Consider the following 18,800-nt stretch of genomic DNA (forward strand, 5'->3'; position numbering starts at 1 on the left):
GGTACTGCGGGAGGTCACGCCGAGACGGACACCTTTTCGTCGTCGCCGTCGGTGACGGGGAGACCACGGGTGACGGACGGGCGGCGCAGGAAGACGAACCAGGTGACGAGGATGCAGGCGAGGTAGAAGGCGAGGAACACCCAGAACGCCATGGTCGCCGACTTCGCGGTGCCGCCGTAGGACGCGCGGAGCACCAGGTTGATTCCGACGCCGCCGAGGCCGCCGATGGCACCGGCGAAACCGATGAGGGCACCGGACATCGCCCGGGACCACGCCGCCTTGGCGTCGCGGCTCAGCCCTTCGAGCCCCTGCGCCTTGGCCTCGAAGATCGACGGGATCATCTTGTAGACCGAGCCGTTGCCGATGCCGGCCAGCAGGATCAGGGTGATGAAGCCGAATACGAACGCGACCAGTACTCCGGCGGTGGCCGCACCGGGCGTGCCGTCGTCGACGGTGCCCGCGGTCACCAGCACTGCGGCGGCGAGCGCCATGGCGACGAACGTGTACAGCGTGATCTTGCCGCCGCCGATGCGGTCGGCGAGCTTGCCGCCCATCGGGCGGGCGATGGAGCCGAGCAGCGGTCCGATGAACGCGATCTGCGCGGCGTGCAGGGCGGCCGCGGCGGGCGTGGCGCCACCGGCGAGGAAGTTGATCTGCAGCACCTGGCCGAACGCGAAGCTGAATCCGATGAACGATCCGAACGTGCCGATGTAGAGGAAGGCGATGACCCACGAGTCGGAGAACTTCAGCGCCTTGGCCATCGCCCGGAGATCGGACTTCTGGTTGCCGAGGTTGTCCATGAACAGGGCCGCTCCGACCGCGGCGACGGCGATGAAGACCAGGTAGACGGCGCACACGATCCACGGGTCCGTGTTGCCCACGGTGGCGATCACGAGCAGACCGACGACCTGGATCACTGGGACACCGATGTTGCCGCCGCCCGCGTTGAGACCGAGTGCCCAGCCCTTGAGCCGCTGCGGGTAGAACGCGTTGATGTTCGTCATCGACGAGGCGAAGTTGCCGCCGCCGACGCCGGCGAGTGCGGCGACGAGGATGAACGTCGTGTACGACGCCCCCGGGTTCATCATCAGGTAGAGGGTGAACAGCGTCGGGACGAACAGGACGAGGGCGCTGAAGACGGTCCAGTTGCGGCCACCGAAGCGGGCCGTCGCGACCGTGTACGGGATCCGCAGGATCGAGCCGACGAGAGTGGGGACGGCGACGAGGAAGAACTTGCCCGCCGCGTCGATCCCGAAGACGTCGGTCGGCATGAACAACACCATGACGGACCAGATCGACCAGACGGAAAAGCCGACATGCTCAGCGACTACCGACCAGATCAGGTTCCGCTTGGCGATGTCCTTGCCGCCCGCCTCCCAGGCGTCGACGTCTTCCGCGTCCCAGTGCTCGATGTAGTGCTTGTTCACCCGGGCCTCCTCGTTGTGTGGGAGACCCAAAGGTAGAAAACCGGTGTTGCGGCGGTGCTGCGGTCGGTGACCGCAACGTCAACTGATCCTCACTTTTCGACGGGGGCGATGTGAGGTTTCCTGCATGTTTCCTAGACGTGTCGAAGAGCGTCCACAGGCTCGTTTTCGACGTGCCAGCTGTCCTCGAGCATGCGCGGCTTGCACGCCTGGAACGCCGCTATGAGCAGGATCACCACGCCGAACGTCAGGAATCCGAACGACACGGTCCATCCGCCGGAGGCGTCGTGGAACACCCCGAACAGTAGCGGTCCGAGGCACGCGACGGCGTAGCCCACGCCCTGGGTGAAACCGGACAGTGTCGCCGAGCCGAGGTGGCTGCGCGTGCGGAAATTGATGAGCGTCAGCGCCATGGGGAACGTGCTCGGACCGAGCCCGAGCAGCACGATCCACAGGATCGGTGCGCTCATCGGGGCGAACAGCAGTCCGCTGAAGGCGACCAGGTAGCAGACCGCGCATCCGATCACGACCGGGAACGGGTTGCGCATGCGGGCGCACAGGGTGGGGGCGCCGAACGCGGCGACGAGACCCATGAACGAGAACAGTCCCACCATGGCGCCGCCGAACGCCTCGCTCGCGCCGGCGTCGGAGAGGATGTCGGGAATCCAGGTGAACATCGAGTACGTGATCATCGACGTCATCCCGAACATGCCGGCCATCCCCCAGCCGACGGGCGAACGCCAGGCCTTTCCGTGCGGGCTTTCGGTCTGCACATCGGTCGGCGGTTCCGCCGCGACGACCACGGTGCGACGTCGTTCGCGGGTGAGCAGGAAGATCCACGGCAGCGCCGCGGCGAAGCCGAGGAGCGCCCAGATTCCGATCGAGAGGCGCCAGCCGAACGCCTCGGCGAGCGGGACGGCCACGAAGGCCGGTGCGATGGTGCCGATCTGCACCCCGACGATGTACACCGAACTCATCGCGGCCAACCGGTCGGAGAAGTACCGCTTGACGAGCGGCGGAATCACCACGTTGCCGATTCCCATGCCGGCCAGCGCGAGCGCCGAGAGCGCCAGCAACGACCAGGTGTCGCTCATCAGCGCTCTCGTGAGCATGCCGACTCCGGCCATCAGCATCGCCACGAGCGCGGTCCGTTCCAGGCCCCACCGCTTGGCGATGGCCGGCGTTCCCAGGCCGAACAGCGCGAACATCGCCGTCGGCACCATCCCGAACACTCCGACCACGGTGGGCGAGAATCCGATGTCCTCCCGGATCTGCGAGGCCAGCGGGGTGAACGAGGTCACCGCAAGTCTCAATACGAGAGCCGACATGGCGATCGCGCAGAAGACGAGGAGGCGGCCGCGTAGAAGAGTCACGAGAGAAATCATAGGATGACAGGATGACCTTTGGAAAACCCGTGCGTCGCTCGAGTCTCATCTCACAGGTGACCGAGCAGTTGCGCGACGAGATCTGCAGCGGCCGGTGGGCGGTGGGCGCGAAGATTCCTACCGAGCCGGCGCTGTCCGAACTCACCGGAACGGGACGCAACACCGTCCGTGAGGCGGTGCAGGCCCTCGTCCACACGGGGCTGCTGGAACGGCGGCAGGGATCGGGCACGTACGTCGTCGCCACCTCCGACGTCGGCGGCACGCTCGGCAAGTACTTCGCAGGTGCGCACGAGCGCGACGTCACGGAACTGCGGCAGGCGCTCGACGTCACCGCTGCCGCCCTCGCCGCCCGGCGACGCACCCCGGACGACATCACCCGACTGCAGAGCCTGCTCGACGAGCGGTTCCGATGCTGGGCCGAGTCCGACACCGAGACCGCCGTCGAGGCCGACGTCACCCTGCACCGCGCGATCGTCGAAGCGAGCCACAACGCCGTGTACCTCGAGTTCTACGACTCGCTGCTGCCCTCGATCGCCCAGACCGTCGACCTGCACGTGCACGCGACGGGGGCGGGATTCCACGACGAGCACCGGCACCTGATCCAGGCGATCGTCGACGGCGACGAGTCCGCGGCGACCACCGCCGCCCGCGACCTGTTCGCCGAACTGCTCACCACCTAGAGCAGGAGGCGCACCACGTCGGCCGTGCGGGCCAGTCCGGGGAACGCCTCCGCGGTCGACCGCGGGTGCAGCACGTGGACGGCGAGGCGGAACAGCACCGCCCGCAGCAGCATCTGCGGCCACTCGGGCAGGTCTTCCCACCGCCCGATGAGGGCCTCGTCGGCCCCGCCCCAGGAGATGGCGTCCACCACCGCCACCGCCGCCGCCCAGGACGCGGGGCGCCAGTACGGCGTGATGTCGGTGATCCCCGGCGCGAGCGCACCGGCGAACAGGACGGTGCCGAACAAGTCGCCGTGGACGAGCTGATCCGGGCACGTGACGGGCTTGCGCAACGTCGCCAGCCCGGTGATCAGCTCCAGACTCTTGCGACCGTCCGGGGACGGGGTCTCGAGCTGTTCGGCGCCCTTCGCGCTGCGCAGTGGGATCTTCTCCCAGGCCGCCCGGTCCGCCGCCACGAACACGTCGACCTCCGCCCACGGCGCGACCGGGGGCTGCACCAGGAATCGGGGACGGTCGAGTTGCGAGGTGGCGGCGTGCAGCCGCCCCGACATCGACACCACCTCGTCGTGACGTGGTTCGGGTGTGCCCTCGATGAACGTGTCGGCGCGCCACCCGGACACCACGTACCTGCCGTCGGTGGACCGCACGGGACGGGCGAGCCGCACCCCTTCCACCTCGAGCGTCTCGCGGACCTTGGCGGACCACGCGGCGCGCGCGTGGTCGGCGACGGCTGACAGGACCACGTCTCCACAGAGCCACCCGCCGTCCCAGTCCGCACCGAGTGGGATGGGCTCGACTTCCCGGAGGCCGAACGTGGAGCACACGTGCTGAGGGGGTTGACCGGTGCTCACGTACTCAACGCTACCGCCGGGTGGGCCGGTGACAGCGCAAGGCGCGCTGGCCCGGCGACGGCAATACGCCGCGACCGGGCCGGCAGACGGGCAGGGGTCAGTAGACGGGCAGGCTCGTGTCCACCTGCTTCACCCACGCGATCACGCCACCCTGCAGATGGGTGGCGTCGGAGAACCCGGCCTTCTTCAGCGCTGCCAGTGCCTCCGCCGACCGGACGCCGGTCTTGCAGTGCAGCACGATCGGCTTGTTCTGCGGAAGCTCCGACAGCGCCTCCCCCGACAAAATGCGGTCCTTGGGGATCAGCACCGCACCGGGCAGGTGCACGATGTCCCACTCGACGGGCTCGCGCACGTCGATCAGTTCGATCTCCTTGCCGGAGTCGAGGAGGTCGCGCAGTTCGGTGGCCGTGATCGTCGAACCGGCCGCCGCGGCCTGCCCCTCGTCGGACACCACCCCGCAGAACGCGTCGTAGTCGATCAGCTCGGTCACCGGAGTGCGCGCCGGATCCCGGCGCAACGCGATGGTGCGGTACGTCATGTCGAGCGCGTCGTAGACCATCAGCCGTCCGAGCAGCGATTCGCCGATGCCCGTGATCAACTTGACCGCCTCGGTGGCCATGATCGAACCGATCGACGCGCAGAGCACGCCGAGCACGCCGCCCTCGGCGCACGACGGCACCATGCCCGGCGGGGGCGCCTCCGGGTAGAGGTCGCGATAGTTGAGTCCGCGCCCGTTCGGCGCGTCCTCCCAGAACACGGACGCCTGGCCTTCGAAGCGGTAGATCGAGCCCCACACGTACGGCTTGTGCGCGAGGACGGCGGCGTCGTTGACGAGGTACCGGGTCGCGAAGTTGTCGGTGCCGTCGAGGATCAGGTCGTACTGCTCGAACAGTTCGACGGCGTTGTCGGGCTCGAGGCGGAACTCGTGCAACCGGACGTCGACGTTGTCGTTGATCTCGCGGATCGAGTCGCGCGCGCTCTCGCCCTTGGGACGGCCCACGTCGGAGCGGCCGTGGATCACCTGGCGTTGCAGGTTCGACATGTCGACCTCGTCGAACTCGACGATGCCGAGCGTCCCGACCCCGGCGGCCGCCAGATACAGCAGCGCAGGTGAGCCGAGGCCGCCCGCGCCGATGACGAGGACCTTCGCGTTCTTCAGACGCTTCTGGCCGGCCATGCCGACGTCGGGAATGATCAGGTGCCTGCTGTACCGCGCCACCTCGTCGCGGGAAAGTTCGGCGTCCGGTTCCACCAGCGGCGGCAGCGCCTCGGTGGTCTTCACAGAACGGTCAAGCGACACGGCCCACTCCTGACGATTGCGCGACGGCTTCCGATATGTCGGACAGCATTGACTTCAACTCCCCGACAGGGTCCATTCTTCCCCTCCCGCCCACAGTCGCGCGGGACCGGTCCAGACTCATGCCCGCGGGAAGGGCCAGGGATTGAAATGGCAGGTCAGCCCGTTCATCGGCACGACGCCCTCGGGGTCGAGTTGGGCGATGTCGTTGTTGGCGGTCCCGAACGTCTGCTGCATCATCACCGGCGCGAGACCGCCCTCGGTCTCGCACGGCTGGTGGTCCTGGTAGCCGATGGCGTGCCCGACCTCGTGGTTGATCTGGTACTGCCGGTACGACCCGATGTCGCCCTGGAACGCGATGGCGCCGCGCACCCAGCGGGGCTCGTTGAGGACGACACGGTCGATGCCGGGGTTGTAACAGGACACCTCGAGCTGGATGTCGTAGCCGCACGCCTCGCGAATGGTCATCTGCGACGTCAGCGACACCCGGAAGTCGGGATCCCCCTGGTCGACGCGGCGGAACGCGAACCGCGGGTCCTTCGTCCAGCTCTTCGGATTCGACAGCGTCTGGTCGACCATCCGGCCGAACGACTCGTCGCCGCCGAATCCGGACGTGTCGACTCCGTCCTCGATCTCGACGCTGTACGTGAACTCGCGTTCGGTGCCCTGCCCGACCTTGGTCCCGTTGCCGGGAACCACGTGCCAGGTGCCGGCGCCCACGGCAGTGAACGGACCGCCCTCGGGCAACGCGCCCGAAGGTAGTTCGGCGGCGAAGTTTCCGTCGGCCTCCGGCGGGACCCCGATGACGCTGGAACCGTCGGTGTCGCGGGACAGGGTGCCGAATCCGGGGGAATCGTTTGCCGCCGCGGTCTCGCCGCCGCCGGTGTCGCGGACCGCGTCGAACACGACGAGCACGGTGACCACCAGCAGGATCGGGATCGCGTACGCCCGCCAGCCGTAGGTGGAGACGAACCGGCCGATCCGGCTCTGCTTCCGGGCCTGCCGTTCGGGGCGCGGGGTGCGGGGACGGCCGACGTCGCGGCTGGTCGGGTCCCATTGCGCGCGGAGCGGCTGATGCGACTGCGCCTGCGGTGCCGACTGCGAGGCGCGGGGACCGACGTCACGCTGGTCGATGCTGCGCGATCGTCGCTCCCCGTCCTCGGAACTCTGGGGAGCCCGGCCGCGAACACGCGGTCCTCCTCGGTCAGTCACGCAGCCCAGAATCTCACAGTCCGGCGCCGCCCCGTCCCAGTGCATCGTCCGCAGGTCATCCGGCGTGTCACGGGAATGCAGCCCGCAACGTCGCGGCTACCCGGATCACCAGCTGCCCCGAACCCCTGCGGTACCCCAGTTACCGGACAGGCAATATCCTTGACCGGGCGAGTCCTGCGAGTCCACCATGAACGGTTCACTACGCGCGGGTATCGTTCACACAGTTACACAGAATGTGACGCGGAATACTTGTGCAGATAGGAAGCGCTATGACTGAACTCGCGGATCGGACGAACTCCGATCGCGATGCCAACACCGGAAAGGGCACCGGGGCCCGTCGCAGCACGCGACTCCCCCGCGACGCCCGGCGACTGCAGCTACTCGCCGCAGCCAGCGAGGTCTTCGTCACACGCGGATACCACGCTGCCGGTATGGACGAGATCGCCGAGTGCGCCGGTGTGAGCAAGCCCGTCCTCTACCAGCACTTCCCCGGCAAGCTCGAGCTGTACGTGGCCGTGCTGCAGAGCTATGTCGACAGCCTGATCTCGGGTGTCCGGCAGGCGCTGCGCTCGACCACCGACAACAAGCAGCGTGTCCGCGCCGCGGTGCAGGCGTTCTTCGACTTCGTCGACAACGACTCGCAGGGCTTCCGGCTCGTGTTCGAGTCCGACCTCATGGGTGAACCGCAGGTACAGACCCGCGTCGAGCAGGCCACCGAGGCGTGCGTCGACGCCGTGTTCGACCTCGTCAGCCACGACTCCGGGCTCGACCCCTACCGGGCCCGCATCCTCGCCGTCGGCCTCGTCGGCGCCAGCCAGTTCACCGCGCGGTACTGGCTCGAGGCGGCACGCCCGATCCCGAAGGAAGAAGCGGTCGACACGACGGTCACGCTCGCGTGGGGCGGTCTGTCCCGCGTGCCGCTGCATCCCGAACAGCGCTGATCACACGCGAGAAAGGGCCCGACAGTCGATTCGACTGCGGGCCCTTTCTCGTGTGTTCACGTGGTCGGAGCGAGTCCGACTGCGTTCACTTCGTCGGAGCGAATCCGACCTTGCGGATATCGGACGGGCCGATCTCCACGTAGGCGATCTTGCTGGACTGGATGAGGTACTTACGCCCCTTGTCGTCTTCCAGAGACAAGATCCCGTCGCCACCGGTGAGGGCGCCCGAGACCAATGTCTCGACCTCGTCCGGGGTCTGCTCGCTGCTGACGATGAGCTCACGCGGGCTGTCGATTACACCGATCTTGACCTCCACGGTCAACCTCCGAACTCTCCGAGAAACATCAGCTGTCCTGGCCAGGCTAATGCAGTGGCCGTCGCCGGTGCGCGTCTGTGGGCTGTGCCCTGAGCGAACACCGGCAAACCGGTGCCGTCTAGACCAGTCCCAGCACGGCCATGCGTTCGGCGTGCATCTCCTGCATGCGGTCGAACAGTGCGACGACGCCGTTGAGGTCGCCGGATGCCGAGATGACGAGTTCGGTCAGCGCCTCCCGCTGCGCCAGGACGAACTGCGCCTGCGTGATGGCCTCGCCGAGCAGTCGCCTGCCCCACAGCATGAGGCGGTCCTTGTCGCGGTTGCTGGCCTTGATGGCCTGCTGCACCTCGTGGACGACGAACTCGGAGTGGCCGGTTTGCGAGAGCACCTCCTCGATGGTCCGCGAGACCTCGGCGGGCATCGAGTGGCCGATCTCGCGGTAGAAGTCCGCCGCGATCCCGTCACCGACGTACGCCTTCACCAGCGCCTCGAGCCACGTCGAGGGGGTGGTGGACGCGTGGTAGTTGTCGAGGGCGCGGACGAACGGATCCATGGCCTCGAAGATGTCGAAGCCGAGTGCGGTCAGCGCCTTCTCGAGCATCTCGAAGTGGCCCATCTCGGCGGCCGCCATGCTTGCGAGCGCCACTTTGCCCTGCAGGGTCCGCGCCATCTGCGCGTCTTCGGACAGCCGGTAGAACGCGGAGATCTCGCCGTATGCGAGGACCGCGAAGAGTTCACTGACACCGGGGTGATCAGCGGGAATCGTGGAATCAGTGGATGCAGGGGTGTTGGGCTCCATGGCGCCACAGCCTAGTGCGTCGGGCAGTGATGTTTGCCATGCGTAACCAGTTGTGGAGCGTTCTCCGGCTACAATGATCGTGGGCAACCGCTCGTCACCACGTTCGTCTCCGTAGAGAACGCGGTTCGAGTGATGATCTATCACGATCCGATCGGCGGTTCCCACCGATAATGTGCGCGCACCTGATCGACGGTCCCAGCCGCGCCTCGCCGAAATCTTCGATTTCTGCGCTGAGGCAGAGGCAGGATCGACTCGGAAGAGGACATCGACGAGCGTCGACTGGGAAATCGGGCCGACCAGCGGCCTGGCCCTTACCTCGTGCGTGCGTGCAGCTACGAGGAAGGCTAGACCCCTGAGCAAGATCACTGTCGACCATGAAGACGACGCAACCGAGACCACACTGTCGGCGCAACTCGACTCCACGCACGTCGCCCCCACTTTCGCCGAACTCGGAGTTCGTGACGAGATCGTCCGCGCTCTCGACGAGATCGGCATCGAGCGCACGTTCGCCATCCAGGAGCTCACGCTCCCTCTCGCCCTCGCCGGCGACGACCTGATCGGTCAGGCCCGCACGGGCATGGGCAAGACGTTCGGGTTCGGCGTCCCGCTGCTCCACCGCATCTCCACCGGCACCACCGGGACGGCCGCACTCGACGGCACTCCCCGCGCGCTGGTCATCGTCCCCACCCGCGAGTTGTGCATCCAGGTCACCAAGGACCTCGAGGGTGCCGCGAAGTACTTGAAGGGCGAGAAGAACAAGCCCCTCGAGGTCCTCGCCATCTACGGTGGCCGCCCGTACGAGACCCAGATCGCGACGCTCCAGAAGGGCGCCGACGTCGTCGTGGGCACCCCCGGCCGTCTGCTCGACCTCGCCAACCAGGGTCATCTGATCCTCGGCAAGGTGGAGGTGCTCGTTCTCGACGAGGCCGACGAGATGCTCGACCTCGGCTTCCTGCCCGACATCGAGCGCATCCTGAACATGGTGCCGGACAAGCGCCAGACGATGCTGTTCTCGGCGACCATGCCGGGACCGATCATCACGCTCGCCCGCACGTTCCTCACCCAGCCGACGCACATCCGCGCCGAGCAGGCCGACGATTCGGCGGTCCACGACCGTACGAGCCAGCACATCTACCGGGCGCACGCGCTCGACAAGGCGGAGATGGTGGCCCGCGTGCTGCAGGCCGACGGCCGCGGCGCGACGATGATCTTCACGCGCACCAAGCGGACCGCGCAGAAGGTGTCGGACGAACTCGCCGAGCGCGGTTTCGCCGTCGGTTCCGTGCACGGCGACCTCAACCAGGTGGCCCGCGAGAAGGCCCTCAAGGCGTTCCGCTCGGGCAAGATCGACGTGCTCGTCGCGACAGACGTCGCGGCCCGCGGTATCGACATCGACGACGTCACCCACGTCATCAACTACCAGTGCCCGGAGGACGAGAAGACGTACGTCCACCGGATCGGCCGCACCGGTCGCGCAGGCCGCACCGGCATCGCCGTGACGCTCGTGGACTGGGACGACATCCCCCGCTGGCAGCTCATCGACAAGGCTCTCGGCCTCGGTATCCCGGATCCGGTCGAGACGTACTCGAGCTCCCCGCACCTGTTCGAGGAACTGTCGATCCCGGCCGAGGCGACCGGCACGATCAAGCGCCCCCGGGCCGAGAAGGCTGCGCCCGCCCAGACCGAGAACACCGACACCGAGAACGGCGAGAAGGGTGAGAAGGCCGAGCGCACGGAGCGTCCGGCCCGCACCCGCACCCGTCGCCGCACGCGTGGTGGCCGTCCCGCGGATTCCGTGGGCCCCAAGTCGCCGGAGCCGACGGCACCCGAATCCGCAGCGCCCGGCACGGACGCCGACGGCGAGGGTTCCAAGCCCCGCCGGCGCCGTCGCCGCCGAACCACGAAGGTCGGCGCCGCCGCGACGAACGCGGAGTAACCAACCACCGTGCTCGCACCTGAGCGGCGCACACGCGCCGATCTCGTCGTCGCTGCCGGAATCGCCGTCGCGGTCGTGGTCGCCCTCACCGTGGTGTGGTTCCGCAGCGATGCCCGCGGTACCACCTCGATCACCGCCGCAGAACCGCCGCCTGCGCTCGTCACGGCCCTGACGGTCCCCGAGACGCTGAGCCCGATCTGGGACTCCGCCAGTTCCGTCACCACCGCGCCTCTCGTCGTCGGCGGTGCCGTCGTCACCGCCGAGGGCGGCGACGTCGTGGGCCGGGACCGGATGTCGGGCACCGAGCTGTGGCGGTACGAGCGTGATCTCGACCTGTGCGGTGTGACGGCGTCGTGGGAGAAGGTCGTGGCCGTCTACCGCGACGACCGCGGATGCTCCCAGGTCACCGAACTCGACGGCGGCACCGGTGAGCGTTTGGCGCAGCGGAACAGCGACGCCGATCCCGATGTGACGCTGACCGCCGACGGAACCTATGTGGCGTCCCTCGGCGACCGCCGTCTGGAACTGTGGCGCTCCGACCTCGTGCGCACCGTCGAGTACGGGCGGGTGGACGCTCCGGTGAATCCCAAGAAGCAGCCCCGCAACGGATGCACGCTGATCGACGCCGGTTCGAGCAGCAGCAAGCTGTCCGTGCTCGAGCGCTGCCCCGGCGAGGTGGCCGATCGGCTGACGGTCATGAACCCCTCGCCGAAGGACAATCAGGAACCCGAGGAGTACGGGTCCAGCGTCCTGGCGGGTGTCGATGCCGGCGTCGAGGGTGCGCGCATCCTCGGGGTGTCGGGTGAGACCACCGCCGTCTATCTGCCCGCGGGCAGGACGACCGGACCACGGATCGGCCTGTTCGACGGCACCGGCAACGCCGTGTCCGAATACGCGCTGGCCCTGAAGATCGGACCGGATTCCGTCACGTCGGCGAGCAGTTCGGTGGTCACCTGGTGGACCGGTTCGGATGTCGTCGCGCTCGGCGCGTCCGATCTCGTTCCCCGCTGGACCTTCCCGGGCGCTCTCGGCCCGGGCGCCGTGATGGCCGGGAACCTGCTGGTTCCGGTGGAATCCGGGATCGCCGTGCTCGATCTGTCGAACGGCGCGTTGCTGCGCACGATCCCGGTCGCGCGGGATACCACGACCGAGCCGATCACCACGACCGTGGCTGGCGACGTCGTGCTCGAACAGCGCGGCGACGGTGTCGTGGCGCTGCGCTGAGGTCGCCGCTCAGGCGGGTTCGGCGAACACCACGAGGTAGCCGTCGAGATCGCGGAGCCAGATCTCGCGATGTCCTGCATTGGGATTGACGTGCACGTCCGTGACCACGTCGGCTCCCGCCTCCCGCACCCGCGCGACGGTCCCGTCGAAGTCGGTCGTCTCGAACCAGATCGCCACCCCGTTTCCCCTCGCGAGTGACGGATCGCCGATGGTGCCGTGGTGATGGCCCTCGTCGAGTCGGTGCAGTTGCAGGATCATGTGCCCGTCGACGAGGAGTTGCTCGTATTCCCGTCCACCGTGACCGCTGCGCGCGTTCAGGACCTTCCGGTACCACTCGCCTGCCCGTTCGACGTCGTCGACGGTGAGGAGCGGCTGAGCGCGCATCGTCAGAGCGTTGTTCCGAGGCGTGTCCGTCATGGGCCCGACGTTAGCGCCGGGCACTGCGCCGCACTTGGACGAATGGGCACACCGCGTGCCCGTCAGCGGAAGGTGGCTCGGTACGCGGAAGGTGAGACGCCGACGGTGCGCGCGAGGTGTTGCCGCAAGGACGTCGCGGTGCCGAATCCCGCGGCCCCGGCCACGTCGTCCACCGGCAGGTCGGTGTTCTCCAGCAGTTCACGGGCGCGGGTGATCCGCTGCTCGAGAATCCACTGCGTCGGCGACATCCCCGTCTCGGCGCGGAATCGCCGGGTGAACGTGCGCACGCTCATCGACTCCCCCGCGGCCAGTTCCCGCAGCGACTGCGGCTGATCGAGGCGGGCCAGCGCCCGGGCCCGCGCTCCCGATGTCGATGCACCGTCCGTTTCCGGGACGGGCGCGGTGGCGAACTGCGCCTGACCGCCGCTGCGATGAGGCGGCACGACCGTTCCGCGCGCCACCTCGTTGGCCACCGATGCACCGTGGTCGACACGAATCATGTACAGGCACAGATCGATTCCGGAGGCGACGCCGGCGGCGGTGAGCACGGGGCCGTCGTGGGTGTAGAGCACGCCGGGGTCCAGGTGGACGTCCGGGTAGAGCCGCCGGAACGCGTCCGCCGACTTCCAGTGCGTCGTGGCGCGCCGGTTCTCCAGCAGACCGGCGGCCGCGAGAACGAACGAACCGGTGCAGATCGAGGCCACGCGCGTGCCCGGCCGGATGTGCGCGAAGGCGTCCGCGAGGTGGCGGGGCAGCCCGCCGTCCGCCGGCGGGTCGTAATCCTGATCGGACGCCGGGACCACGACCGTGTCGGCGGTGCCGAGCAGCGCCGGGCCGTGCTCGACCGACAGCGTCACGTCGGTGTCGGTGCGAACGGGACCGGGAGCGAGGGCGCACGTGAGGACCTCGTACAGCGGTTCGCCGTCCCGCGATCGCGCTTCGCCGAACAGTCGGTGGACGATACCGAACTCGATCGGGAGCAGGCCGTCGCGCACGAACACGACCACGCGATGCCGTCGCCCGGCCCGCTCACCCCTCGATTCGTACATGGCCCGATTATTTCACATAGTGTCTCGCCGGCCACTGGTGCGGCGGCGTGCGCGGATCCATGATCGGAAGTGCCGAAGGCGACCGAGCGAAAGGTGGACCATGAAGATCCTGTGGGTGTCGGCACATCCCGAGCCGAAGTCCCTGAACGCGGCACTGCGCAGCGATGCCCTCGCGGCACTGCGCGGCGCCGGCCACGAGATCCGGACCTCGGACCTGTACGCGATGCGATGGAATCCCGTGGTGACCGCGGACGACTTCGCACACGATCCGAGCGGCCGCCTGCTGGTGGGGGCACGGTCCGGGCAGGCGCTGGCCGAGGGCACCCTGGCTCCCGACATCCTGGCCGAGCAGCGCAAACTCGGGTGGGCCGACGCGGTGATCGTGCAGTTCCCGCTGTGGTGGTACGGCATGCCCGCGATCCTCAAGGGCTGGTTCGACCGCGTGTTCGTCGAGGGCTACGGGTACGGGATACGCCGCGAGGACGGTTCCACCCGGCGGTACGGCGAGGGGACCCTCGCCGGCAAGCGGGCGATGACCGTCGTCAGTTTCGGCGGCAGCGCCGACAGCGCGGGCCCGCGCGGAATCAACGGCCAGATGGACGAGGTCCTGTTCCCGATCCACCACGGAATCTTCTGGTACACAGGGATGTCCGTGCTGCCGCCGGCCCTGATCGACAGTGCGGACCGGTTGGCCGCCGAGCACTACCCCGGCGTCGCGGCCCGCCTGATCGATCGCGTGTCCAGCCTGTTCACCGACGCGCCGTTGCCCTTCCGCTCGCAGAACGGCGGCGACTACGACGATCGGTTCGTGCTCCGCGAGGACCGGGCACCCGGCGTCACGGGACTGCGCGCCCATTACACCGACGCGAAGTCCGGGACACGCGGATCGGACGCCGAAGTCCCCACCCACTGCGCGGTGTAACGTGTTCTAATTCACGGCATGGCAACCTACGTGATCACCGGCGCGGCCTCGGGCATCGGGGCGGCGAGCCGCCGCACCCTCGAGGCCGGCGGCCACACCGTCATCGGCGTCGACCTCGCACACACCGACGTGACAGCCGACCTGTCGACCCCCGGCGGCCGGGCCGCGGCGGCCGCCGCCGTGACCGAGACGAGCGGCGGTGTCGTGGACGGCCTCGTCTGCTGCGCCGGACTCGGGTCGCTGTCCCAGGTCCCGGGCGGCAAGCTGATCGCCGTCAACTATTTCGGGGCCGTGGAACTCGTGACGGCCCTGAAGCCCGCCCTCGAACGCGCCGACGGCGCCTCGGTGGTGGTGATCTCGTCGAGCAGCACCACCACCCAGCCCGGAGTTCCCGAAAATTTGGTGACCGCGTGCCTGCGCGCCGCCGAGGCGGACGCGGTGCGGATCGGTGACGAAGTGACCGCCATCCCCGCGTACCCGGCGTCCAAGCTCGCGCTGGCCTGGTGGATTCGACGGGAAGCGGTGCGGCCCGACTGGATCGGCAACGGAATCCGGCTCAACGCGATCGCGCCGGGAATGATCGACACGCCGATGACCAGTGGGGACGACCTCGACCCCGAATTGGCGAAGGCCCTCGACTTCTATCCGGTGCCGCTCGGCAGGCGCGGCCGTCCGGACGAAATCGCCGCACTCGTCGAATTCCTGCTCGGACCGGGGTCGACACTGTTCTGCGGAAGCGTCGTGTTCGCCGACGGCGGCACGGATGCCCAGTTACGCCAACAGGATTGGCCCGCCGCGTGGAATCCCACGCCGGAGGAACTTACTCGGCACTTCCAGGCGAAAACGTAGCGAGCTCGGATCCCGCCCAGTGCTTGGCGAGGTTCTCGGCCAGGTCCCGGTACGCCTGGGCGCCCTTGTTCTTGCGCCCCGCCAGCACCGTGGCACCCGACGCCGTCGCCTCCGCGAACCGTACCGTCCGCGGAATCGGCGGCGCGAGGACCGGCAGGTTGTAGCGGTCGGACACATCGGACAGCACGTCCCGGCTGTGGGTCGTGCGCGCGTCGTACAGCGTCGGCAGCGCGCCGAGCAGCACCAGGTCGGGGTTGGTGATCTGCTGCACCTCGGTGACCGTCCGCAGCAACTGCCCCACACCGCGGTGGGCGAGCGTCTCGCACTGCAGCGGAACCAGTACCGACTGCGCCGCCGTGAGCCCGTTGAGCGTGAGCACACCGAGCGACGGCGGACAGTCGATGATGACCGTGTCGTAGTCGTCCAGCAGCGGCGCCAGTGCGCGTTTGAGGGCGAACTCACGACCGGGACGCATGAGCAGCAACGCTTCCGCGCCCGCGAGGTCGATCGTCGCAGGCAGGAGCGCGACACCGTCCTCGGTGTCGATCACCGCTTCGCGCGCCCCCAGGTCACCCGTCAGCACCTCGTGGACGGAGGCGTCCAGGCGGTCCGGGTTGTGTCCCAGGGAGAAGGTCAGGCACCCCTGCGGGTCGAGATCCACCACCAGAACCTTCTGACCCAGCGCGACGAGCGCTGCGCCGAGAGAGGCGACCGTGGTGGTCTTCGCGACCCCACCCTTCTGATTTGCCACTGCAAGAACCGTTGTCACGGCTCGATCCTTACCTACTTCGTCGCCGGAGGCGAGCCATACACGCAGATTGACTGACATGATGGATGGATGCCACCCAGTGATTCGCCGCGCGGCCGTCGGATCGTCCTCCTCCGGCACGGCGAAACGGAATGGGCCCGTTGGGGTAAACACACCGGCCGGACCGACGTCCACCTCACCGAACTGGGTGAATCCCAGGCGCGGCAGGTGGGCCCGGCGATGGACGCCCTCGCCCTGCGCGACCCCCTCGTCATCGTCAGCCCGCGGCAACGCGCCCAGGAGACGGCGCAGCTGGCGGGTCTGAAAATCCAGCGCACCTGGGACGCGCTCGCCGAATGGGACTACGGCATCTACGAGGGCATGACGACGCCCGAGATCCGGCAGCAGGTGCCGGACTGGACCGTGTGGACGCATCCGTGTCCGCGCGGCGAACAGGCCGAGCAGGTACACACCCGCTGCGACCTCGTCCTGTCCGTCGCGCATTCCCAGCTCGTCGACCGCGACGTGATCCTGGTCGGACACGGCCACTTCTCCCGCGCGCTCATCGCCCGCTGGGCGGAGCTTCCCATCAGCGAGGGGCGCCGGTTCGCGATGTCGCCCGGCGCGTACTCCGTTCTCGGCTTCGAGCACGGGGCGCAACAGGTGGTCAGCCACAACGTGACGACGGAAGGTGCCCGATGATCAGACGCGCTGTACCCGAGGACGTCTCCGCGATCACCGCGATGATCTACGAACTGGCCGAACACCAGAAGGCCCGCGACAAGTGCACCGTCACCGACGACCAGATAGACGACGCCCTGTTCGGTCCGCAGCCGTCCACGTTCGCCCACGTCGCGACGAACGACGACGACCGGGTCGTCGGGATCGCGGTGTGGTTCCGGAACTTCTCCACCTGGGACGGAACGCACGGCATCTACCTCGAGGACCTGTTCGTCAGCCCGTCCGAACGCGGTTCCGGTCACGGCAAGGCCCTACTCGCCACGCTCGCGAAGGAGTGCGTCGACAACGGCTACACGCGGCTGTCGTGGTCGGTGGTCAACTGGAACAAGCCATCGATCGCGTTCTACGAGTCCCTCGACGCGCACCCGCAGGACGAGTGGACGACGTACCGGCTCACCGGGGATCCGCTCGGCCGCCTCGCGTCCGAGGTGGATTAGCGCTCCGCGCGCGGTGGGTCAGCGCTCCGTCGGGTTGTCGACGTCGGCTTCCTCGCCGTACTCGGCGGCCATCCATTTCGACGTCGGGCTGCTGAACAGGCACCCGAGGGCTCCCACCACGACGACACCGAGCAGCACACCGAAGAACGGCTGGTGCGAATCGGTGAGCAGCGACCACGCCACCGGAAGCAGCAGCAGTTGGGCGACGATCGCGATCGCCCGCCCCCAGCGCCTGCCGAAGATCAGGGCGAGCCCGGCGGCGAGCACGGCGCCACCGAGAATGGCGAACCAGGCCGCGGTGCCGTATCCGCTGCTGACGCTCTGGTCGTGTCCGAGCAACCCCCGGACCACCAGTACCACGGCGACACCGACCGCCACCGCGCCCTCGAGCGACACCAGGGCGCCCGCCGCGCGGACCGTGGTGGGCGTGGACTTGCTGAGAGACGGCTTCGGCACGTCGGCCAGCCTAGAACACCGCGCCGCCGGCGGCCTCGGACGGTGACACGTGCCGCCCCGGCTAGGCTTGGGCCCCGTGCGCGCGCTGCTGATCGTCAACCCCAATGCCACATCGACGACCCCGGCCGGGCGGGACCTGCTCGCGCACGCGCTGTCGAGCCGGGTCCGGTTGACGGTCGCGCACACGACGCATCGCGGCCACGCTGCCGAACTGGCACAGCAGGCCTGCGTCGACGGGATGGGCCTGATCATCGTGCACGGCGGCGACGGCACCGTGAACGAGGTGGTCAACGGGCTGCTCGGCACCCCCGACCCGAGGTCGATGAGCGCGGTGACGCTGGGGCCGATCCCCCCGATCGCCGTCGTCCCCGGCGGGTCGGCGAACGTGTTCGCCCGCTCGCTCGGAATCGCGCCCGACCCCGTGGACGCCACCAACCAGCTCATCGATCTCCTTTCCAACAGGCAGCGTCGCCGGATCGGGCTCGCCCACTGCGATCACCGCTGGTTCACGTTCAACGCGGGCGTCGGCTGGGACGCCCAGGTGTGTGAGGCGGTCGACCTGCACCGCAAGAACGGGCGCCCCGCCACACCGGCGCAATACGTCCGCGCGGCGGTGCGCGTGTTCTTCCGGTCGAAGTACGCGGAGCCGACGCTCACCGTCGAGGTTCCCGATCGCGATCCCGTCGAGGGTGTTCATTACGCCTTCGTGTCGAACGCGAGTCCCTGGACGTATCTGAACAAGCGGGAAGTCCACACCAATCCCGACACCACGTACGACACCGGCCTCGGTGTGTTCGCGATGCGGTCCACCGCGATCCTCACCACCCTGCGGGTCGCCCGCCAGCTGCTGTCCCCCGGCACCCGCCCGAAGGCGAAGAAACTCGTCCGGGTCGACGACGTGCCGTGTGTGCGGATCTCCGCGTCGGAGCCGATCGGACTGCAGATGGACGGCGACTACATCGGACTTCGCAATGTGGTGGAGTTCGTGTCGGTGCCCGACGCGCTGGATGTCGTCGCGCCGCCGCGACCCTGAGCAATTCTCGAGAATCCCTGTTTTCACCTAGCGGGAAGCACCGGCGCAGGGTAAAAAGGACGGCGCGCCTCGAAGGGCAGCCT

The 18,800-nt window shown here is 68.4% G+C and carries 20 protein-coding genes; 9 read left to right on the plus strand and 11 right to left on the minus strand.

Annotation, left to right across the window (positions count from 1 at the left end; translation table 11 throughout):
* Window positions 1-14: 14 nt before the first annotated feature.
* Window positions 15-1,427: an MFS transporter gene (locus MLGJGCBP_RS19050; RefSeq protein ID WP_087556670.1), complete on the minus strand. Its 1,413-nt coding sequence runs from the start codon at window positions 1,425-1,427 to the stop codon at window positions 15-17.
* 131 nt (window positions 1,428-1,558) lie between these two features.
* Window positions 1,559-2,809: a CynX/NimT family MFS transporter gene (locus tag MLGJGCBP_RS19055; RefSeq protein ID WP_160097580.1), complete on the minus strand. Its 1,251-nt coding sequence runs from the start codon at window positions 2,807-2,809 to the stop codon at window positions 1,559-1,561.
* An 11-nt stretch (window positions 2,810-2,820) separates the two neighbouring features.
* On the opposite strand from MLGJGCBP_RS19055, the gene MLGJGCBP_RS19060 reads away from it, so the two are divergent.
* Window positions 2,821-3,489 carry a FadR/GntR family transcriptional regulator gene (locus tag MLGJGCBP_RS19060; RefSeq protein WP_160097581.1) on the plus strand — a complete coding sequence of 223 codons (669 nt, stop codon included), beginning with the start codon at window positions 2,821-2,823 and terminating at the stop codon, window positions 3,487-3,489.
* On the opposite strand, the gene MLGJGCBP_RS19065 is transcribed toward MLGJGCBP_RS19060, so the two are convergent.
* From MLGJGCBP_RS19065 to MLGJGCBP_RS19075, 3 genes are all read right to left on the minus strand, one after another.
* Window positions 3,486-4,340: a TIGR02569 family protein gene (locus MLGJGCBP_RS19065; RefSeq protein ID WP_072937656.1), complete on the minus strand. Its 855-nt coding sequence runs from the start codon at window positions 4,338-4,340 to the stop codon at window positions 3,486-3,488. The genes MLGJGCBP_RS19060 and MLGJGCBP_RS19065 overlap by 4 nt on opposite strands.
* Before the next feature lie 97 nt (window positions 4,341-4,437).
* On the minus strand, window positions 4,438-5,622 hold the full coding sequence (moeZ, locus tag MLGJGCBP_RS19070) for an adenylyltransferase/sulfurtransferase MoeZ (protein ID WP_160097613.1): 1,185 nt from the start codon (window positions 5,620-5,622) through the stop codon (window positions 4,438-4,440).
* A gap of 135 nt (window positions 5,623-5,757) precedes the next feature.
* Window positions 5,758-6,894: a DUF3152 domain-containing protein gene (locus MLGJGCBP_RS19075; protein ID WP_160097582.1), complete on the minus strand. Its 1,137-nt coding sequence runs from the start codon at window positions 6,892-6,894 to the stop codon at window positions 5,758-5,760.
* 224 nt (window positions 6,895-7,118) lie between these two features.
* Between MLGJGCBP_RS19075 and MLGJGCBP_RS19080 the strand changes: the two genes are divergently transcribed.
* The gene (locus MLGJGCBP_RS19080) at window positions 7,119-7,790 is read left to right on the plus strand and encodes a TetR/AcrR family transcriptional regulator (RefSeq protein ID WP_087556674.1); all 672 of its coding nucleotides are present in this window, start codon (window positions 7,119-7,121) and stop codon (window positions 7,788-7,790) included.
* Window positions 7,791-7,875: 85 nt separating this feature from the next.
* Here MLGJGCBP_RS19080 and MLGJGCBP_RS19085 read toward each other — a convergent pair whose 3' ends face one another.
* Together MLGJGCBP_RS19085 and MLGJGCBP_RS19090 are read right to left on the minus strand one after the other, a co-directional pair.
* Window positions 7,876-8,106 (minus strand): DUF3107 domain-containing protein, encoded by a 231-nt coding sequence (locus tag MLGJGCBP_RS19085; RefSeq protein ID WP_015890119.1) that lies wholly within the window; start codon window positions 8,104-8,106, stop codon window positions 7,876-7,878.
* A 118-nt stretch (window positions 8,107-8,224) separates the two neighbouring features.
* Window positions 8,225-8,905, minus strand: coding sequence for a ferritin-like fold-containing protein (locus MLGJGCBP_RS19090; RefSeq protein ID WP_124390358.1), 681 nt, complete (start codon window positions 8,903-8,905; stop codon window positions 8,225-8,227).
* A gap of 322 nt (window positions 8,906-9,227) precedes the next feature.
* Here MLGJGCBP_RS19090 and MLGJGCBP_RS19095 point away from each other — a divergent pair, with 322 nt between their 5' ends.
* A complete protein-coding gene (locus MLGJGCBP_RS19095) occupies window positions 9,228-10,841 on the plus strand; it encodes a DEAD/DEAH box helicase (protein WP_160097583.1) in 1,614 nt (537 codons plus the stop codon).
* Window positions 10,842-10,850: 9 nt separating this feature from the next.
* A complete protein-coding gene (locus tag MLGJGCBP_RS19100; protein WP_160097584.1) occupies window positions 10,851-12,065 on the plus strand; it encodes an Rv3212 family protein in 1,215 nt (404 codons plus the stop codon).
* 9 nt (window positions 12,066-12,074) lie between these two features.
* On the opposite strand, the gene MLGJGCBP_RS19105 is transcribed toward MLGJGCBP_RS19100, so the two are convergent.
* Window positions 12,075-12,449, minus strand: a complete 375-nt coding sequence (locus tag MLGJGCBP_RS19105; protein WP_160097614.1) for a VOC family protein — start codon at window positions 12,447-12,449, stop codon at window positions 12,075-12,077.
* A 95-nt stretch (window positions 12,450-12,544) separates the two neighbouring features.
* Window positions 12,545-13,531 carry a GlxA family transcriptional regulator gene (locus MLGJGCBP_RS19110; protein ID WP_160097585.1) on the minus strand — a complete coding sequence of 329 codons (987 nt, stop codon included), beginning with the start codon at window positions 13,529-13,531 and terminating at the stop codon, window positions 12,545-12,547.
* Between the two features lie 100 nt (window positions 13,532-13,631).
* On the opposite strand from MLGJGCBP_RS19110, the gene MLGJGCBP_RS19115 reads away from it, so the two are divergent.
* Together MLGJGCBP_RS19115 and MLGJGCBP_RS19120 are read left to right on the plus strand one after the other, a co-directional pair.
* Window positions 13,632-14,453, plus strand: a complete 822-nt coding sequence (locus tag MLGJGCBP_RS19115) for an NAD(P)H-dependent oxidoreductase (RefSeq protein ID WP_160097586.1) — start codon at window positions 13,632-13,634, stop codon at window positions 14,451-14,453.
* Between the two features lie 18 nt (window positions 14,454-14,471).
* Window positions 14,472-15,302 carry an SDR family oxidoreductase gene (locus MLGJGCBP_RS19120; protein WP_160097587.1) on the plus strand — a complete coding sequence of 277 codons (831 nt, stop codon included), beginning with the start codon at window positions 14,472-14,474 and terminating at the stop codon, window positions 15,300-15,302.
* On the opposite strand, the gene MLGJGCBP_RS19125 is transcribed toward MLGJGCBP_RS19120, so the two are convergent.
* On the minus strand, window positions 15,274-16,071 hold the full coding sequence (locus MLGJGCBP_RS19125; RefSeq protein WP_087556680.1) for a ParA family protein: 798 nt from the start codon (window positions 16,069-16,071) through the stop codon (window positions 15,274-15,276). The genes MLGJGCBP_RS19120 and MLGJGCBP_RS19125 overlap by 29 nt on opposite strands.
* A 69-nt stretch (window positions 16,072-16,140) precedes the next feature.
* Here MLGJGCBP_RS19125 and MLGJGCBP_RS19130 point away from each other — a divergent pair, with 69 nt between their 5' ends.
* A complete protein-coding gene (locus MLGJGCBP_RS19130) occupies window positions 16,141-16,752 on the plus strand; it encodes an acid phosphatase (RefSeq protein ID WP_160097588.1) in 612 nt (203 codons plus the stop codon).
* Window positions 16,749-17,228, plus strand: a complete 480-nt coding sequence (locus MLGJGCBP_RS19135; RefSeq protein WP_087556682.1) for a GNAT family N-acetyltransferase — start codon at window positions 16,749-16,751, stop codon at window positions 17,226-17,228. Before MLGJGCBP_RS19130 ends, MLGJGCBP_RS19135 begins: the two co-directional genes overlap by 4 nt.
* Window positions 17,229-17,246: 18 nt before the next feature.
* Here the strand turns inward: MLGJGCBP_RS19135 and MLGJGCBP_RS19140 are convergent, their stop codons facing one another.
* Entirely contained in the window at window positions 17,247-17,684 is a 438-nt protein-coding gene (locus MLGJGCBP_RS19140; RefSeq protein WP_160097589.1) for a hypothetical protein, read from the minus strand.
* Between the two features lie 76 nt (window positions 17,685-17,760).
* Between MLGJGCBP_RS19140 and MLGJGCBP_RS19145 the strand changes: the two genes are divergently transcribed.
* The gene (locus MLGJGCBP_RS19145) at window positions 17,761-18,717 is read left to right on the plus strand and encodes a diacylglycerol/lipid kinase family protein (RefSeq protein WP_160097590.1); all 957 of its coding nucleotides are present in this window, start codon (window positions 17,761-17,763) and stop codon (window positions 18,715-18,717) included.
* Window positions 18,718-18,800: the final 83 nt, after the last annotated feature.

It is taken from the genome of Rhodococcus sp. T7, assembly GCF_009872365.1.
Classification (GTDB): Bacteria; Actinomycetota; Actinomycetes; order Mycobacteriales; family Mycobacteriaceae; genus Rhodococcus_F.

Coding starts and splice junctions, on each gene's coding strand:
- MLGJGCBP_RS19120 (WP_160097587.1), top strand. CDS start 14,472: ATGGCAACCTACGTGATCACCGGCGCGGCCTCGGGCATCGGGGCGGCG.
- MLGJGCBP_RS19105 (WP_160097614.1), bottom strand. CDS start 12,449: ATGCGCGCTCAGCCGCTCCTCACCGTCGACGACGTCGAACGGGCAGGC.
- MLGJGCBP_RS19060 (WP_160097581.1), top strand. CDS start 2,821: ATGACCTTTGGAAAACCCGTGCGTCGCTCGAGTCTCATCTCACAGGTG.
- MLGJGCBP_RS19135 (WP_087556682.1), top strand. CDS start 16,749: ATGATCAGACGCGCTGTACCCGAGGACGTCTCCGCGATCACCGCGATG.
- MLGJGCBP_RS19090 (WP_124390358.1), bottom strand. CDS start 8,905: ATGGAGCCCAACACCCCTGCATCCACTGATTCCACGATTCCCGCTGAT.
- MLGJGCBP_RS19080 (WP_087556674.1), top strand. CDS start 7,119: ATGACTGAACTCGCGGATCGGACGAACTCCGATCGCGATGCCAACACC.
- MLGJGCBP_RS19130 (WP_160097588.1), top strand. CDS start 16,141: ATGCCACCCAGTGATTCGCCGCGCGGCCGTCGGATCGTCCTCCTCCGG.
- MLGJGCBP_RS19110 (WP_160097585.1), bottom strand. CDS start 13,531: ATGTACGAATCGAGGGGTGAGCGGGCCGGGCGACGGCATCGCGTGGTC.
- MLGJGCBP_RS19055 (WP_160097580.1), bottom strand. CDS start 2,809: ATGATTTCTCTCGTGACTCTTCTACGCGGCCGCCTCCTCGTCTTCTGC.
- MLGJGCBP_RS19115 (WP_160097586.1), top strand. CDS start 13,632: ATGAAGATCCTGTGGGTGTCGGCACATCCCGAGCCGAAGTCCCTGAAC.
- MLGJGCBP_RS19075 (WP_160097582.1), bottom strand. CDS start 6,894: ATGCACTGGGACGGGGCGGCGCCGGACTGTGAGATTCTGGGCTGCGTG.